Origin of the sequence: Ramlibacter sp. (assembly GCF_029866045.1) — a bacterium.
In the GTDB taxonomy this organism is placed as follows: domain Bacteria; phylum Pseudomonadota; class Gammaproteobacteria; order Burkholderiales; family Burkholderiaceae_C; genus Ramlibacter.
This window is the reverse complement of the sequence record NZ_JARXAB010000149.1, coordinates 1-17,131: the sequence shown is the minus strand read 5'-3', so window position 1 is coordinate 17,131 and position 17,131 is coordinate 1. Positions and strand designations below refer to the sequence as shown.

Below are 17,131 nucleotides of genomic sequence, written 5' to 3'. Positions count from 1 at the left end.
CTGCGATCGGGCACAGGGTCTCCCTGGGCCTGGCGCACCGGGACGTACAGCTCCGCCGACCTGCCGCACCTTACATTCGGTTCACTACCCGCTCTTTTCGGCAATCCCAACATGTCTGTGCACCCCCACGCCACGTCCACGTCCACCGCCACTGGCCGGACCGTGCTCCTGGCCGGCGCAACCGGCCTGGTCGGCCGTGAACTGCTTCGGGGTCTGCTGGCCGAAGCCAGCGTGGCCACCGTGCACGCCCTGGTGCGGCGTCCGTTGGCGGACACGCATCCCAAGTTGGTTGTCCACCTCGTCGACTTCGCGGCACTGCCGCCCCTGCCTGCCGCGGGCGAGGTCTATTTGGCCCTGGGCACCACGATCCGGGTCGCCGGCAGCCAGGCGGCCTTTCGCACGGTGGATTTCGACGCCAACCTGGCGGTGGCACAGGCAGCCCGGTCCAGCGGCGCCCTGCGCGCGGGCTTGGTGAGTGCCATGGGCGCGGACCTGAAGTCCCGGGTCTTCTACAACCGGGTCAAGGGTGAGCTGGAAGCGGCCTTGCCAGCGCTGGGATTCGAAGGCCTGGTGATCGCCCGCCCGTCCCTGCTGGTGGGTGAGCGCGCGTCCCTGGGTCAGCCCCACCGGCCCGGCGAGACCGTGGGCCTGTGGATGGACCGCTGTCTGGGCCTGCTCATTCCCAGGGATTACCGGGCGATCGCGGCGGCCGACGTCGCCGCCGCCCTGCTCCAGGCCGTGCCGGCCAGCACCGGGGTCCAGGTGCTGCGTTCGGGCGTTATGCAGAAGGCGTCGGCCCAAGGGCAGGCCTGAGGCGCAGGTTCAGGCCTGACGCCGCTGGCCAGGCTGCGTCCGCTGGGCCCGCCACTGGGCCATGAGCGCGTCCCATTGGGGCCGCACCTTCGCAAGGTGGCGCTCCTTCACATGGCCGAAGCCGCGAATCTGCTCGGGCAGGCGGGCGATTTCGAGCGCCCGGGCATGGTTGCCGGCGTCGAGCGCAGCAATCACTTCTTCCAGGCTGGCCCGGTAGGCTTCGATCAAGGCCCGCTCGCCGCGGCGCTCGGCGCTGCGACCGAAGGGGTCGAAGTCGGTGCCGCGCAGGAACTTCAGGCGGGCGAGCACCTGGAAGGCCACGCCCATCCAGGGGCCGTAGGGTCGCTTGATCAACTCGCCCTTGTCGTTCGTCTTGGCCAGCAGGGGCGGCGCCAGGTGGTAGTGCAGCTTGAAGTCGCCTTCGAACTGGCCCGCGATCCGGCCCAGAAAGGCGCGATCGGTGTGCAAGCGCGCCACCTCGTATTCGTCCTTGTAGGCCATGAGCTTGAACAGGCCGCGGGCGACCGCCTCGGTCAGCTGGGTCTTGCCCAGGGGCGCCTCGGCCGAGCGGACCCGCTCGACGAAGTCGCGGTAGAGGCGAGCGTAGGCGTCATTCTGGTAGGCCGCCAGATGGGTAGCGCGGTGGGCCAGCAGCCCCTCCAGCGTCTCCCGTGGCTGGAACTGCACGACCTGCGAGGGGGTGAGGAGCTTGTCCACCGCCGCCGGGTCGTGAGCCGCCAGGCGCCCCCAGAGAAAGGCCGCCTTGTTGGCCGCCACCGCCACCTCATTGAGCTCCATGGCGCGCAGCAGCGCCGCCTCGCCAAGCGGAATCCAGCCGCGCTGCCAGGCGTAGCCCAGCATGACCGGGTTGGTGAACAGGCTGTCACCCAGCAAGCGGGTGGCGATCTGCTCGGCCTGCAGCAGGCCCAGCAGATCGGCACCCACCAGGCCAGTCAGCGCGCCGGTGCAGGCCGAGGCCGGGTCGGCCCAGTCGGGTTGGTGCACAAAGGCGGCGGTGGGCGTGCCGTGGGCGTTGAGCGCGACGCGGGTGCGACCCTGGCGGATGCGCTGGGCCGTTTCCTTGCCAGCGGTGACGATGGGGTCGCAGCCGATGATGAGATCGGCCGCTGCCAGCCCCACCCGGGTGGTGAGGATGTGCTCCGGCTGCTGGCCGATCAGCACATGGCTCCAGGTTGCGCCGCCCTTTTGCGCCAAGCCGGCTGCGTCCTGAGTGACCACGCCCTTGCCCTCCAGGTGCGCCGCCATGCCCAGCAACTGGCCGATGGTGATGACGCCGGTGCCGCCAACGCCAGCGACCACGATGCCGTAGGCGCTGCCCTCCAGGGCGGGCAAGGTGGGCTCGGGCAGCGGGCCGAAGCTGGCGGGGTCAGGCGCCAGCGCCTTGGCCTTCTTCTTGAGAGCTCCGCCCTCCACCGTGACGAAGCTGGGGCAAAAGCCCTTGAGGCAGCTCATGTCCTTGTTGCAGCTGCTCTGGTTGATGGTGCGCTTGCGACCCAGGGGGGTTTCCAGCGGCTCCACCGACAGGCAGTTGGATTGCTCGCCGCAGTCGCCGCAGCCCTCGCAGACCGCCTCGTTGATCACGACCCGAACCGCGGGGTCAACCATCGTGCCGCGCTTGCGGCGGCGGCGCTTTTCAGTGGCGCAGGTCTGGTCGTAGACGATGACTGTCACGCCGGGGATCTCGCGCAGCTCGCGCTGAACACGATCGAGGTCGTCGCGGTGAAAAACGTCCACCCCTTCGGGCAGGCGGCGCAGCGCATGCGGGCCAACGGCCTCAAGCCCCGGCAGGTCGTGCGCGCCGTCGTACTTGTCCGGCTCGTCGGTGACGACCACCAGCCGGCTCGCACCCTCGGCCACCAGGGCGGTGGCAATTTGCACCACGCTGTGGCCTTCGGGCCGCTCGCCCACCGGCTGGCCGCCGGTCATGGCTACTGCGTCGTTGTAGAGAAGCTTGTAGGTGATGTTCACCCCGGCGGCGATGGACTGGCGGATGGCCAGCAGGCCGCTGTGGAAATAGGTGCCGTCGCCGATGTTGGCGAACACATGCTTCTCGTCGGTGAAAGGCGCCTGGCCGACCCAGGGCACGCCCTCGCCGCCCATCTGGGTAAAGCCCAGGGTGGCGCGGTCCATCCACAGGGCCATGTAGTGGCAGCCGATGCCGGCCATCGCGCGCGAGCCCTCGGGGACCCGGGTCGAGGTGTTGTGCGGACAGCCCGAGCAGAACCAGGGCGTGCGGTCGCCCTGCACCTCGAGCACACGCAGCGACTTCTCGGCTGCGTCGAGCACGGCCATACGGGCGTCGAGCCGTGCGGCGGTGTCGGCGTCCACGCCCAGCTTCTTGAGCCGCCGGGCGATGGCCCGGGCGATAAGCGCCGGGGACAGGTCGGCATTGGCCCGCAGCAGGGTGTTGGCCGTCGGGTTGGGCATGGACCATTCGCCGCCGGAGTAGTCGCCTTCGACCTCGTCGAACTTGCCCAAGACGTGGGGCCGCACATCGTCACGCCAGTTGTAGAGCTCTTCTTTCAGCTGGTACTCGATGACCTGGCGCTTTTCCTCCACGACCAGAATCTCGCGCAGACCGGTAGCGAACTCGCGGGTGGTCTGCGCCTCCAGCGGCCAGACCACCGACACCTTGTGCAGGCGGATGCCCAGGCGCTGGCACTCGGCGTCCGGCAGGCCCAGGTCGATCAGGGCCTGCCGGGTGTCGTTGTAGGCCTTGCCGCTGGCGATGAGGCCAAAGCGGTCATTCGGCCCCTCGATCACGTTGTGGTTGAGGCGGTTGGCGCGCACATAGGCCAGGGCCGCGTACCACTTGTAGTCAAAAAGGCGCGCCTCCTGCTCCAGCGGCGTATCGGGCCAGCGGATATGCACGCCGCCAGCCGGCATGGCGAAGTCTTCGGGCAGGACGATCTTCACCCGCTGCGGGTCGATGGTGGCGGCGGTGCTGGACTCGACGATTTCCTGGATGGTCTTCATGCCCGTCCACACGCCGGCGTAGCGGCTCATGGCGAAGGCATGCAGGCCCAGGTCAAGAATCTCCTGCACCGAAGACGGAAAGAACACCGGAAAGCCGCAGGCCTTGAAGATGTGATCGCTCTGGTGCGCGGCGGTGGAGGACTTGGCCACATGGTCATCGCCGGCCACCGCAATCACCCCACCCCAGGGCGTGGTGCCGGCCATGTTGGCGTGCTTGAAGACGTCAGAGCAGCGGTCTACCCCCGGGCCCTTGCCGTACCAAATGCCAAAGACACCATCAAATTTTTGCTGCGCCTTGGGCGCAAAGCCCAGCTGCTGTGTGCCCCACAGCGCGGTGGCGGCCAGCTCCTCGTTCACCCCGGGCTGGAAGACGATGTTCTGCGCTTTGAGATATTGGCGCGCCTTCCACAGGGCCTGGTCATAGCCGCCCAGCGGCGAGCCGCGGTAGCCGCTGATGAAGCCCGCGGTGCGCTTGCCCACCAGCGCGTCGCGCTGGCGCTGCAGCATGGGCAGCTTCACCAGGGCCTGCACCCCGCTCATGAAGGCGCGGCCGTGGTCGAGCGCGTACTTGTCGTCGAGGGAAACGGTCTCAAGGGCCTGGCGGATGTGCTCAGGCAGGGGGGCGTTCATGGCGGCGGTCTCCTTCACGGCGGGATGGACCGTGCGTGCGGGCCACCCGGATGGTCTGGCGCAGTGTAGACGGCAGGCGCCGATAAGGGTTAACTGTATCTGGGCAGTGGTTCTGGACTTTTTCAGCCAGCAGTTTGCGGGCCAAAAGATGAACAGCTCGGTAAGTCGCAGGGGCGATTGTTGGGGTCACGGCCCCACGGCGACCCTCTGGAGCCGGTTGATAGGGGAGGCGCTTGCACGGCAGAAAATCCGCGACACGCAGGCAAGCCTTGGACGAAGTCATTGAACAGATGACGCCCTACCACCACCGCAAAACTCGCTCGGCTTTGGGCTCAGTGAGTCCGAGGCGGCTTGAGAAAAGCTGGCACGCGGCACAGCCATTGAAGGCCGCCTAGCTGCGCAGCCAAGGGAGACGCCCAACAGGGGCAAGTTCAGTCTGGCTTGATATTTCGGGCTCGAACGATCTTGCCCCACTTGTCAATCTCTTGGCTGATGAATTTGGTCAATTGCTCAGGACTACTGGGTTCGGGCACCATGCCTTGGCCGGACAGCGTGCTCATCACTTTCGGGTCGAGCATCGCGTTCCGGAATTCTCGATTGAGCACGGCGACGATGTCTTTTGGCATTCCGGCTGGCCCGACAAAACAATACCAGTTGTTCGCAAAATACCCGGGTACCCCTGCCTCGTCGATGGTGGGCACATCAGGCATGCTGAGTTGACGCTTATCGGTGGTCACACCCAAAACTTTGAGCTTGCCCGCTTTGACGAGGGGCAGCGCGGAGGGTGGGCTGGCAAAACTTATTTGGACATGTCCGGCCACCAAATCGGCCAATGCCGGGCCACCGCCCTTGTACGGCACATGAACAATATTGGTGTCTGTCATTGCTCCGAACAACTCCCCCGCCAGGTGACCCGCTGTGGCGTTACCAGATGAAGAGAAGTTGATCGTGCCTGGTTTGGCTTTAGCCAACGCAATCAACTCCTTCACGGAGTTTGCGGGCACGCTGGGATGCGCCACCAAGAGATTACTCAGCACAACACCCTGGGTGATGTGGGTGAAGTCTTTCATCGGATTGAAAGCAAGAGACTCGTAAAGCACGGGCGAGATGGCCAGCGTCGCAATGGCCCCAACGAACAGGCTGTAGCCATCGGGAGGCATGCGCATGACCTGTTCAGCCGCCAGGTTACCTGCGACCCCGGGACGATTTTCAATCACCACCGGCTGGCCCAAAATCTCAGACATGCGTTGCCCAACGACCCGAGCAAACGCGTCGGCACCGCCGCCGGGCGGGGTAGGAACAATCAGTCGGATGGGTTTATTCGGATAGCGTGTGCTTTGTGCCCAGGAGGGCAGGCTGAGTCCACCCAAAGTCAGTGCGAGCGTTTGACGACGATTCAGTTCTGATTTCATGGTCCTACTTTCAACGTGAATGGGTAAAGGCAGGTTTCAACAAGGGACGCAAGACACTGATACGGGGCAGCTCGACCAACTGTATCAGTTGGCTAATGAGTTGTTGGCTGCGCTCGGTACCCAGTACTGGCGCCATCAAGTCTTGCGCTTTGGCCTGAATTTCGGACAGCGTCATGGGGTTTGCCGGGGTGCCGCGAACATGCAAGGTGTGGTGGCGCTTTGTACTTCCATCGCGACAATGCGCGGTGACGATGGCCTGGCGTGAGTTGTCGATAAAGGCTTGTTCCGGACGTGGATCGATCTGGATGCGATCACACAGATCCAACACCTCAGCCTCATGCATGCGAGCCTGGTCATGCCCAGAATCAAAGCTCAGATGCCCATCGAGCAGCAACACAGAAAGTTGAAATTGAAGATTGACTGCCGGCATCTCGCGCCGGTCCACCACGGGCGCCGATTGCACCGGCAAGGAGACCACGATGCGATCGACCTGCTCATGACGCAGGCCTTCGTTTTGCATCAAGTACAGCAAGGAATCCAGGGCTGACTGAATTGGCGAACCGACACACCATTTTTTTATCGCAGTTCTCATCACCTCGTATCGCGTACCCAGTGCTTCTGTGGCCAGGGCCACACGGGCATGTTTGGGATACGCCGCCAGCAGGCCCGGGGTGCCTTCAATGGGCTGCCGAGAACCCGTCATGCCTGATGCCACCATGGTGCCCGCCAGCACGGCATGGTGAGCCGGCATCCCACCGAAGTCGTAGGCTTTTTCTACATGATCGGGGTCGCGTCGCCAGCAAGCATTGCCCGAGGCTTGTTGGACCGCATACGACAGCATGTATTCACATTGACGGGCTGAAAAACCCATGAGCGAAGAAACCGCTGCGGTGGCTCCAAATAAGCCGCCCACACTGTGCGAGCTGTGATGGTCGTCAAAAAACGAGGCGGCTCCTAAAGCCATGGAGATTCGGGGGCCGACGTCATATCCGACGGTGACGGCACGCAGCAAGGCCTGACCCGAGACATCGTGCCAATCCCCGACCGCCAGTGCTGCGGGAACGATGGCGCAGCCTGGATGGGTGAGTGAGAGGGCATGCGAGTCATCGGTTTCATCCGCATGGGCCAACATGCCGTTGGCGAGGGCAGCGTCCGCGGCTGAACTGCGGCACTCGGACCCCACAACCAAGGCATCGGGCCTGCCACCTTGCTGCGTGACCCATTTGAGCGCTTGCACGCCGCCTTGGAGTCGGGTGCCAGAGACCATCGCTGCGACGGTGTCCAGAATATGCAGGGCCGTTTTCTCGACCACTTCGGCAGGTAGTTCGCGCTGAGCACTGCTGGCCATGTGCTCCGCCAGGGTGGCAGTCACCACAGGAAGACACCTCCATTGAGGTGCAAGGTTTGCCCTGTGACGTAGGCCAATTCGTCCGAGCAGAGCAAGGCGACAGCACGACCGACATCGTCCGGAGTTCCAGCCCGCCCGAGAGGGATTTTCTCCAAGGGGGTGTGCTGCCGCCGAAACTGTGTCGACACCGCATCATCTTCGGGAGATTCAACCATCCCCGGCGCAACGCAATTGACCGTGACTTGTGAATCGCCCAAGTCCAGCGCCAAGGCTTTCGTGAGGCCCACCACGCCCGCTTTAGCGGCCACCACGTGAGCGCGCCCGTGCGCTCCGATTTGGCTGGTGATGCCCCCAATATTGACAATCCGTCCGTGACCGCTGCGCCGCAGATGGGGAGCGGCGGCATGACAGCACAAAAAAGTGCCATCCAAAATGATCGACATGATGAGTCGCCATTCTGCAAAGGTGAGGTCTTCGAATTTGACTGGCCGCCGAATGGCGGCGCTGTTGACAAGAATGTCGAGGCGTCCCCAGGTGTCAATGGCGTGTTGCACCAGGGCTTGCACTTGTTCAGGCTGGGTGATGTCGGCCAAGAAAACTTGTGCCTCAACACCCAGTAAACGGATTTGACGGGCCGTCTCTTCAGCCGAGGCGCGGTCAGTTTGTGAATGGACCAGCACATGGGCACCACGTTGTGCCAGCGCAAGCGCGATGGATCGCCCAATACGTCTTGCGCTGCCGGTGACCAGCGCGACGCGCCCGGTTAAATCTTGGGTGCTCATGGTGACTTTCTACTTTCGAGGATTTCAATTCTGCAGGGGCTTTAAGACGGTTGATATCGGCGTATGCAAGGGGGCCTGCAGGCAGTTTTCGAGCAAGCCTTGCGCCCTTTCTTGGCCCATGTGGGGCAGGGCGCAGTCAAGAAATTTGCGCGACAACTCGTCCGCGCTGAGCGGGCGCAAGGGATGCCCCGGGGGATGAAGGGCTTGGCTTCGCAAACTTTTCCCATTGCCCAAACGCACTTCGATTCGGGCAGAAAACAAACCCTGCTCTGCGCCCGCCAGGTCAAAGTGGAAATGCAAACGTTCCGACAAAGCCTTCACATCCGCATCGAGATATCGGCGTCGATCGAACTGATCGGGGGTCAGTGTGCCCTCGAGCAAAGTCATGGCAATCAGCGAGAAAAAGCTGTGATCGGCCGTTTCTCTATCGTGTGGATGCAAATAGGCCGACGAGCATTGATGCCGTATGAGTGGGCTGTCGCCTAAATGGACCTGCACCGACTCGATGGGTGAGGCGGCCTCTTGCAGCGGTGCATGAAGCGCCTGTGCAGCGGATACGGTGGCTTGCGCAGTGCCAATACAGGGATAGCGTTTGATACTGACCGCGTCGAGATGCTGGTCCAGCAAAGGTTGGCGGATCAAATCACTCAGGTCCGCACCTTCGGCGACAAAGGCCTGCAGTCCATTCTTGCCCATGACCGCAGCAACCGGCCCATTCAAACCTGCCATTGCCAGTTGCGCCGCCAGATAGCCGCTGATACCCGCCACTGCGGGCGCTGTGGCTTTTGCCTCGCTGATCGCCCCTTGCCGCATGGCGCACATGGCCGGGCCGCGCACCAGGGCCATGGAGAGCGTCTGCAGCATCTTGTTGCGATCGGCTTTGAAGAGACGTGCGCTGATGGCTGCTGAGCCCAACGTCATGGCGGTGGTGTGATCGAAAGCCCCGTGGGGGGCCATCACATCAAGAAGGCGCAGATACAAGCCATAGCCCACCAGCGTGGCTTCCAACAACTCACCCAATGTCGAGGATTGAGATTGAGCCAGGGGCAAGGCGATTCCGAACAAATCACTGGGATGACCGCCGATGCCAGGGCCCCAGTAAAAATCATTGAAGTCGAGTGCGCGGATGGCTGCACCGCTTTCAAGCATGGCGCCCATGAGGCTCAGACGGCGCAAACTGCCCAAACCCATGACTTGCGCGTCCATGCCCAAGGCTTGCGCGGCGACACAGGCCTTCTGCACGGCATCGTGGTGACGTCCAGCAATGCTGCATCCCAGGGTATCGAGCAGCAAGTTGCGCATCCGAGTTGTCACGATTGGCAGGGCATCTGCCAATTGATAGTCGTGCGCTAAGTCGGCCAACTTGGCCAAGGTAGGGGTGTGATTCATGTTGTCGAGTGCGAGACTACCCGTGGTGCACACGACATCTGGGCCTATCTGGAGCGGTCAAACGAGTTAGGGGTGCGCAGGGGGTCGCCGTCACGGCCAAGATAGAAAATAAGAGGGCCTATCAAGCATACACGGCAGAGCTGGCGGTGCTTCTGTGACCTGCTGGCCCAAGCTGTGAAATGAACGAGGGCCCGAGGCGTCCTTGCCGGGAAGGACCGCATGGCCCGCCAGATGGGCGCGCCGCACGGAGCGAGTGGCACGCTTCACCGCGGCCACAGCACCCACAGTTTGAGCGGCTGCTTGAGCCGCCCGGCCAGTTCACCCGCCTCGGCACCCCAGCCCATGAAGTAGTCGGCCCGCACCGCACCGACGATGGCGCTGCCGGTGTCCTGCGCCAGCACCAGACGCTGCAGGTTGGCGGCAGGCCCCGGGGATGCCAGCCAGACCGGCGCGCCGTAGGGAATGCTGTCCTTGTCCACCGCGATGGAGCGGCCCGGCGTGAGCGCCACGCCCTGCGCGCCGCGCGGGCCCAATTGCGCGGCCAGGCCATCGAGCGGCTCCTCGCGGAAAAACACCATGCGCGGGTTCGACCACAGCATCTCCTGCACCCGCCCCGGGTTGGCCTGCACCCAGGCCTTGATGCCGGGCCAGGACGCGTCGCGCACCAGGCCCTGGCGCAGCAGCCAAGTGCCCACGCTGCGGTAGGGCTGGTCATTGGTGCCCGCATAGGCCAGACGAACCGTCACCTGCCGGCCGTCGGGCTCGGTAATGCGCATCCGCCCTGAGCCTTGAATCTGCAGCACCAGGGCATCGATGGGATCGGCCAGCCAGACGATTTCGCGGCCGCGCAGCGCCGCCTGGGCCTCGGGCAGCGCCTCCATCTCTTGCCGGGTGAACCAGGGCTTGCGCTGGGCCAGGTCGGCCGGCGGGCGGTACAGCGGCACCCGGTGACGTGCTGTGGGCTGGCGTGAGGCGTCCATCACCGGCTCGTAGTAGGCGGTGAGCAGGCCGGCGTCGCCCGCTTGTAGCGGCTCGACCCGGTGGGGGCGCAGGGTCTGCAGCATCCAGGCGCGCTGCTCGACGGGCGTGGCGATGGCCAGCTGGCGCACCTGCGGGCACAGCGCCGTCCAGGGCGGCACTGGCCGCTCGCAGGACTTGAGCCAGGCATTCCAGGCCTCGTGCAGGGCATCGTCGTTGAAGCCCGGGAGCTCTTGCCAACGCACCGGCACCCAGCGGCTCTTGCCCTGGGTGATCGGCGGTGGCAGGGGGGCGGTGTCGGCGGGCAGCGCCTCGGAGGATGGCAGGGCACCGGGAGGCGCCGGTACGCCGGGTGGGGCCGCCGGGTTTGGCTGCGACGGCAGCAGGGGCACGCCGCCGCAGGAGGCCAACACCAGCAAGGCGCTCCCTACAATTGCTGTCGACGCCCACCTGCCCAAGAATGTTCGCATGCTGCTGATTCTGCTCGAAGCTCTGCTGGCCCTCGCGGTCCTGGTCCTGATCGTGTGGTGGACCATGTTCTCGGGCCGGCCCAAGGGCGAGCTGCCGCGGGACGACACACCCGAGAAATGAATCGGGCCTTGTCGGCAGCCCCTGTAACTGGCGCAGGCTCGCCGGCGTTCGATGCCTTCAGACTGGAAAGAATCCATGCCCCTGTCCCCTTCGTCTCCTCGCCGCGAAATTCATCACCGCTCGATCGATATGCGGGCGTACGCCCGTGACGACGGCTTGTACGAAGTGGAGGCCCGCCTCATCGATACCAAGCCCTTCCCCTTCGAGCGACTGGGGTCGCCTGTCCCCGTCCCGCCCGGGCAGCATCTGCACGATTTGTGGGTGCGATTGACCGTCTCGGCAGACTATGTGGTGCAGGCGGTGGAGGCGTCCTCCGATGCCACACCCTACGGCGTCTGCAAAGAGGCCGAGGCGACGCTGCAGGTGCTGGTGGGCGAGCGGATCGTCAAGGGCTGGTCCACCACGGTCAAGTCGCGTCTGCGTGGCGTCGCCAGCTGCACACACCTGATGGAGATGCTCATCCCGCTCGGCACGACCGCGTTTCAGGGCATCCGAGGTGTCGTGCCCAGGCAGGACCGTATCGACACGCCAGGCAAGGTTCCCACCCAGATCAACAGCTGCTATGCCTACCGGAGCGAGGGCGCAGTGGTCATGCGCCTGTGGCCTGAGCACGCCCGTCGCGCCGACTGAGGTCGTTGGGCCGCTGGGGACTTGGCGGGACTGACGGCGCGCCAACACGAAAGCTCGCACCCCCGCACGTAGCGCGTCAAGGGGCAAGATGGGTGCCTCGCTCCCACCACGTACCCGCATGGACCCAGGCATCGAAGACAAGCCGCTACCGCCCCCTGGTTACGCAGCTTGGCTGCTTGCGCTCAAAGACCGAATTCGCCAAGCGCAGAAGCGGGCCGCCCAAGCAGCCAACGGCGAGTTGGTCCTCCTCTACTGGCGAATCGGGCGAGACATTCTCGAGCGTCAAAGCAGGGAGGGCTGGGGCGCCAAGGTCATTGAACGCCTCGCCAGAGATCTCCGACGGGCCTTCCCGGAGATGAAGGGTTTCTCCCGCGCCAATCTGCTTTACATGCGGGCCTTTGCAGACGCGTGGCCCGATGACCAGGTCGTCCAACAGGCTGTTGGACGATTACCCTGGGGACACAACCTGCTCCTTCTCACCCGCCTGAAGAGGCCCGAAGAGCGCCTCGCCTATGCGGAGCGAGCGGCGCAACTGGGCTGGTCGCGCGCGACGCTGTCAAAGCAGCTGGAGGCGCGGCTTCTCGAGCGCGAGGGCCGAGCCCAGACCAATTTCACAGAGCGCCTGCCATCGCCTGAATCCCACCATGCCCACCAAGTCTTGAAGGACCCCTACCTGCTCGACTTTCTGGCGATCGGGGCAGAGGCCGGCGAGCGCGAGATTGAGGCGGCGCTGGTGCAACATGTCACGCAGTTCCTGCTGGAGCTGGGCGCTGGGTTCGCATTTGTCGGGCGCCAAGTGCATCTTCTGGTCGGCGGCGACGATTTCTACATGGACCTGCTCTTCTATCACCTGCGGCTCCGGTGCTATGTGGTGATTGAGCTCAAAGCCGAGAAGTTCAAGCCAGACCATCTGGGCCAATTGAGTTTTTATCTGACCGCCGTGGACCGGCAAATCAAGAGCGAACACGATGGTCCGACCCTTGGCCTGCTGCTGTGCCGAAGCCGTAACAAGGTCGTCGCGGAGTACGCACTCGGCGACAAAAATCAGCCCATGGGAATTTCGGAATACCGACTGGTGGGCTCCCTTCCGGCCGAACTGCAGTCGAGCCTGCCTTCCATCGCCCAAATCGAGGAAGAGCTCGCGGACATACCCGCCGCCAAGAACGCGGAGACGCCACAGGGCGGCTGATTGCGGGCCTGGAGCCTCACCCCTCCCGCAGCAAGTTGGCCAGCTCCACCGCCGACTTCACTTCCATCTTGTCGAACACCCGGGCGCGGTGCACTTCCACGGTGCGCACGCTGATCTCCAGCTGGTCGGCGATCAATTTGTTGGGTAGGCCCTTGGCCACCAGCGCCATCACATCGCGTTCACGCTGGGTGAGTTCAGCCAGCCGCGCCTGCACGCGCTCCCGGCCTTGACGCTCGGCCAGCACCTGGGCCGAGCGGGCGACCGCCTGCTCGATACGGTCGACCAGGGCGTTGTCGGAGAACGGCTTCTCGCAGAAGTCGAAGGCGCCACGCTTGACCATGGCCACCGCGGTGGGCACATCTCCATGCCCGGTCAAGAAGATCACCGGCATGACCTCGACCAGGCCGCGCCGCTCCAGCAGCTCGAACAGGGCCAGGCCGCTGGTGCCGGGCATGCGCACGTCCAGCAGCAGGCAGCAAGGCTGCCGGGGCATGAAGTCTGCCGGCAGCGCCGCCAGTAGGGCGTCTCCGCTGGCGAAGCTCTCGCTGGCCAGGCGCCGCGAGCGCAGCAGCCACGCGAGGGCCTCGCGCACGCTGGCATCGTCGTCGACGAGGTAGATGAGGGCGTCAGAAAGTGGTTGCATCGGAGGAGAGCGCAGGGGCGCCCTGGGGGGAGTCGGCAGCAGGCAGCATGAACCGGAAGATCGTGCCCTGCGGCGTGTTGGGCTCGAAGGACAACTGCCCACCGTGCTGCTCGACCACCGTCCGGCACAAGGAGAGACCCAGGCCCATGCCCTCGGCCTTGGTGGTGAAGAAGGGGGTGAACAGCTGGCCCTTCACCGCATCGGGGACGCCGGGGCCAATGTCGGCCACCGAGAACTCCAGCCAGACGCGGCCGGGCTCATTCGGCTGCTCAGCCCGCCGCACTTGAAGGGTGAGGGTCGGCCGGGCGACCCCGGCTCCGTCCATCGCCTGCATCGCATTGCGAACCAGGTTCAGAAGGACCTGTTCAACCATGGTGCGATCACACAGGACCTGCGGGAGGTCGACGGGAATACGAGAGACCACGCCCACGCCCAGCTTGCGCGCCTGCAGGGTGACCAAGGGAATGACCGCCTCCCACAGCGCCTGCGGGTGGACGGGCTCACGAGGCTGGTCGCGCCGGCGCAGGAAGTCGTGAACACTTCGGATCACCTTGCCAGCGCGCTCAGCCTGCTGGGCGATGCGCTGCAGCGCGCCATCGAGGCCCTGAACATCGCCGGATTGCAGGAGGTTGCGCGAGCCGGTGGCGTAACTGGAGATAGCGGCCAGCGGCTGGTTGAGCTCGTGGCTCAGGAGGGAGGCCATCTCGCCCACGGTGGCCAGACGGGCGGTGGCCTGCAGCCTTTCCTGGCTGGCGCGGGACACCTCCTCCACCCGGCGCTGCTCGCTGATGTCCAGGCACGCGCTCATCCAGCCGGTCTGCTCGCCCTGGGCATTGATCAGAGGTGCCTCGATGATGAGGACCGGGAAACGAACGCCATCCTTGCGGACGAACACGGATTCGAAGCCCTCTCGCGGCGGCTGCTGCCCCCCCGCATGCCGGTTTTCATGGCGGCGCAGGTATTCCTCCACCAGGTCGGGCGGCCAGTAGGGCGGGGGCATGGCGCGGTCCAAGATCTCCTCGGCGCTGAATCCGACCATCGCGCAAAAGGCCGGGTTCACATAGGTAATGCGGCCGGAGAGGTCGCGCGCCCGCAGGCCCGTGACCAAGGAGTTCTCCATGGCTTTTCTGAAGGCGAGAGCGTCGGCGAGGTCGCGCTCCACCCGCTGGCGGCGGCGCATGTCGCGGCCCAGCAGCACCAGCACCGCCACCAGGGCGATCGACATGGCGGTGACGAGGGCGGTCATCACATTGGGAAACAGGTCCGGCGCCGAGCGCCAGCTGTTCATGCGCAGCAGCAAGGTGTTGCCGGGCAGATCCAGCAGGTACTGGCTGGTGAAGGTGCGGCGGCCCCGCTGGGCCTGGCCATAGAGCGCCAGTCGGGTACCGTCTGTCTCGTTGAAGGACACCTCCTGGTTGCGTGCCAACTGCGGGCCGACGAAGGAGGACAGAACGCCCGACAGGGCATAGCTGGCGACCAGGAAGCCGGTGACCTCGCGGCCGCTGCCCTGGGGTACGCACAGCTCCATGACCTCGAGGCCGAGGCCGTCGCCCTGGGGCGCGAAGTAGCTGGTGGAATAGGCCGGCTGCGACAAGCGCATCGCTTGGGCGCAGGCCAGGCGGACATCGGCCTGTGCCTGGGGGCGGGGCAGGCGATCGAACACGGGCTTGCGATAGGGCGTCTCGACCACCTGAATCAACTGCAACGAGGCGTCGCGCTGCTCGATGCGCAGCAGCTCGCGGTGTTCGCGCAGCAGGCGCAAGGCGGCAGCGTCCCAATCCGCCAGGGCGGGCGTGGCGCGCAGGGCCTGCAGGTCCTGGATGTTGCGGGCCAGGCCCTGGCGGATGTCTGCGCCGGCGGCGTTGGCGTCCCGGTCCAGGGCACCCTGCACCTGGCTGGCCTCGTAGCGACCGGCGAGCCAGACCAAGGTGACCAGCAGCGCCCCCACCAGGGGCACCAGCACCCACCACAGGATGCGCCGCGCCGTGCTGCCGCCGCCGTCTTGCAGGCCCCCGGAGAATCCGCCGGGGGCCGCCGAGGCTGCGGCCTGGTTCCGTTGGAAGAGGGCGCGAAAAAGGCGGGGCATAGCGAGAGGGTGTCAGGGCCGGGCGGGCGAAACAACCGCAACCGTAGCCGCAGTCACCGCCGCAGCGGCTGGGCCTGGGGCAACCCCGAGCACGCGGTGCGCCAACGCCGGCAACTGCTGGCGGGACTGCGCAAGGCGTTCTAGGTCAAGGCGGGCGCGCAGCACGCCCGCGCCCTCCTCCTCGCGGCAGGCGATCACCTCGCCCCAGGGGTCAGCCACCAGCGTGTGGCCCCAGGTGCGGCGGCCATTGGCATGCTGACCGCCCTGGGCGGGTGCACCGACGAAGGCCAGGTTTTCGATGGCGCGCGCCCGCAGCAACGTCTCCCAGTGGGCCTGGCCGGTGGTGTGGGTGAAGGCGCTGGGCACCAGCAGCAGCTGCGCACCCTCGGCCGCAAGGCCCCGGTACAGCTCGGGAAAGCGCAGGTCATAGCAAACAGAGAGGCCGACCCGCCAACACTCCCCCGCGCGGGTTTCGAGGTCAAAGCAAACGGGGTGAGCGCCAGCCTCGATGGTGCGCGACTCGTCGTAGCGCTCGCGGCCATTGTCGAAGGCAAAGAGGTGAATCTTGTCGTAGCGAGCCACCTGGTGGCCGTCGGGGCGATAGACGATGCAGGCGTTACGGACCCGGCCGGGGTCTGCGCTGGCCAGGGGCAGGGTGCCGCCCACCAGCCACAGCCCCAGGTCGCGGGCGGCCTCGGCAAGCGCCGCCTGGATGGGGCCCTGGCCCTCACGCTCGGCATGGGCAAGTTTGTCGGCGTCGGACTGGCCCAGAAGACAGAAATACTCGGGCAGCACCGCCAGCTCAGCACCGTCCGCGGCCGCTTGCGCCAGCAGCGCACGGGCCTGCTGCAGGTTGTCTGCCACCGAGGGGGAGGAGACCATCTGAATCAGGGCGAGCTCGAGTGCCATGGCGGTGCTTCTTGCGGCGCGGTCGGGGTGCGCGAGGTCCGTCGACTCAGTTGGCGGTGGCCGGCTGCGCGGCGGGGGCAGCACCGCTGCCGCGGGACACCCGGGTCACCCGGGGGTCGCCCCAGGTGCCGTCGACATGAAACTCCTGGGTCGCCGCGCGGATCAGCGGCTGGCGCAGAAACAGCTGGGCGAGGAAACTGCCCAGGCCGACCGCGGGGTTGATGACACCCGCCACCACCGAGGCGGTACCGGCATTGATCTCGGGCACCACCACCACCTTCAGGTCCTGGGTCTCGCGGGCGATGTCAGCGCGCCCGTCCATGAGGACGGCGGCATTCACCCCCTTCATCTGCAGGTTGTTAGTGGCGGCGATCCCCTGGGCAATGGTGACGTCGCCGCGCAGGAAGTCGAAGGCAAATCCCTCGGTGAACACATCCCGGAAGTCCAGGGTCAGCCGGCGCGGCAGACTCTGCAGGCTGAGCACGCCCAGGAGCTTGGCCAGCCCCGGGTCGGCCTTGAGGAATTGGCCCGATTCGATGTTGACGCTGAAAGCGCCGCCCAGTGTGGGGTAATCAAAGCTCAGTGGCGAGCCCTGCCAACCGATCTGGCCTTCGAGCTTGCCGCGGCCACGCCGCACCAGGTCTTTCATGCCCAAGCGGGGAAGCAGCTGCCCACCGTCGCTGACGTCGAGGCGGAAGGTCATGGCGGCGCGGCGGGCGGGCCCGCGGGCCCGC

The 17,131-nt window shown here is 65.6% G+C and carries 14 protein-coding genes and 1 pseudogene; 5 read left to right on the top strand and 10 right to left on the bottom strand.

The features are described from left to right. Nucleotides 1-111 precede the first annotated feature (111 nt). Entirely contained in the window at nucleotides 112-813 is a 702-nt protein-coding gene (locus QE494_RS15295) for a nucleoside-diphosphate sugar epimerase (protein ID WP_300044537.1), read from the top strand. Nucleotides 814-822: 9 nt separating this feature from the next. On the opposite strand, the gene QE494_RS15290 is transcribed toward QE494_RS15295, so the two are convergent. Further along, nucleotides 823-4,440, bottom strand: coding sequence for an indolepyruvate ferredoxin oxidoreductase family protein (locus tag QE494_RS15290; protein WP_300044535.1), 3,618 nt, complete (start codon nucleotides 4,438-4,440; stop codon nucleotides 823-825). A gap of 148 nt (nucleotides 4,441-4,588) precedes the next feature. Between QE494_RS15290 and QE494_RS15285 the strand changes: the two are divergent. Further along, a pseudogene (locus QE494_RS15285) lies at nucleotides 4,589-4,835 on the top strand (IS3 family transposase); the annotation flags it as partial. 36 nt (nucleotides 4,836-4,871) lie between these two features. Here the strand turns inward: QE494_RS15285 and QE494_RS15280 are convergent. From QE494_RS15280 to QE494_RS15260, 5 genes are all read right to left on the bottom strand, one after another. Further along, on the bottom strand, nucleotides 4,872-5,852 hold the full coding sequence (locus tag QE494_RS15280) for a tripartite tricarboxylate transporter substrate binding protein (RefSeq protein ID WP_300044533.1): 981 nt from the start codon (nucleotides 5,850-5,852) through the stop codon (nucleotides 4,872-4,874). A 10-nt stretch (nucleotides 5,853-5,862) separates the two neighbouring features. Beyond that, nucleotides 5,863-7,224: an MmgE/PrpD family protein gene (locus QE494_RS15275; RefSeq protein ID WP_300044531.1), complete on the bottom strand. Its 1,362-nt coding sequence runs from the start codon at nucleotides 7,222-7,224 to the stop codon at nucleotides 5,863-5,865. Next, nucleotides 7,221-7,982, bottom strand: a complete 762-nt coding sequence (locus QE494_RS15270) for an SDR family NAD(P)-dependent oxidoreductase (RefSeq protein WP_300044529.1) — start codon at nucleotides 7,980-7,982, stop codon at nucleotides 7,221-7,223. Before QE494_RS15270 ends, QE494_RS15275 begins: the two co-directional genes overlap by 4 nt. Before the next feature lie 24 nt (nucleotides 7,983-8,006). Continuing rightward, the gene (locus QE494_RS15265; RefSeq protein ID WP_300044527.1) at nucleotides 8,007-9,371 is read right to left on the bottom strand and encodes an MmgE/PrpD family protein; all 1,365 of its coding nucleotides are present in this window, start codon (nucleotides 9,369-9,371) and stop codon (nucleotides 8,007-8,009) included. Between the two features lie 263 nt (nucleotides 9,372-9,634). Beyond that, the gene (locus QE494_RS15260; protein ID WP_300044525.1) at nucleotides 9,635-10,819 is read right to left on the bottom strand and encodes a murein transglycosylase A; all 1,185 of its coding nucleotides are present in this window, start codon (nucleotides 10,817-10,819) and stop codon (nucleotides 9,635-9,637) included. Between QE494_RS15260 and QE494_RS15255 the strand changes: the two genes are divergently transcribed. The 3 genes from QE494_RS15255 (at nucleotide 10,818) to QE494_RS15245 (ending at nucleotide 12,759) form a co-directional block, all read left to right on the top strand. After that, on the top strand, nucleotides 10,818-10,940 hold the full coding sequence (locus QE494_RS15255; RefSeq protein ID WP_300044524.1) for a hypothetical protein: 123 nt from the start codon (nucleotides 10,818-10,820) through the stop codon (nucleotides 10,938-10,940). The genes QE494_RS15260 and QE494_RS15255 overlap by 2 nt on opposite strands. Before the next feature lie 75 nt (nucleotides 10,941-11,015). Then, nucleotides 11,016-11,570, top strand: a complete 555-nt coding sequence (locus QE494_RS15250) for a DUF2889 domain-containing protein (RefSeq protein WP_300044522.1) — start codon at nucleotides 11,016-11,018, stop codon at nucleotides 11,568-11,570. Nucleotides 11,571-11,688: 118 nt separating this feature from the next. Beyond that, nucleotides 11,689-12,759, top strand: coding sequence for a YhcG family protein (locus QE494_RS15245; protein ID WP_300044520.1), 1,071 nt, complete (start codon nucleotides 11,689-11,691; stop codon nucleotides 12,757-12,759). Between the two features lie 16 nt (nucleotides 12,760-12,775). On the opposite strand, the gene QE494_RS15240 is transcribed toward QE494_RS15245, so the two are convergent. The 4 genes from QE494_RS15240 to QE494_RS15225 form a co-directional block, all read right to left on the bottom strand. Beyond that, nucleotides 12,776-13,402: a response regulator transcription factor gene (locus tag QE494_RS15240; protein ID WP_300044518.1), complete on the bottom strand. Its 627-nt coding sequence runs from the start codon at nucleotides 13,400-13,402 to the stop codon at nucleotides 12,776-12,778. Further along, the gene (locus QE494_RS15235; RefSeq protein WP_300044516.1) at nucleotides 13,386-15,488 is read right to left on the bottom strand and encodes a nitrogen regulation protein NR(II); all 2,103 of its coding nucleotides are present in this window, start codon (nucleotides 15,486-15,488) and stop codon (nucleotides 13,386-13,388) included. The genes QE494_RS15240 and QE494_RS15235 overlap by 17 nt, the downstream gene beginning before the upstream one ends. A gap of 12 nt (nucleotides 15,489-15,500) precedes the next feature. Beyond that, complete coding sequence (locus QE494_RS15230; RefSeq protein WP_300044515.1) at nucleotides 15,501-16,397, bottom strand: carbon-nitrogen hydrolase family protein; 897 nt, start codon at nucleotides 16,395-16,397, stop codon at nucleotides 15,501-15,503. A 46-nt stretch (nucleotides 16,398-16,443) separates the two neighbouring features. After that, nucleotides 16,444-17,131, bottom strand: a 688-nt coding sequence (locus QE494_RS15225) for an AsmA-like C-terminal region-containing protein (protein ID WP_300044513.1), incomplete at its 5' end; no start/stop codon positions are given.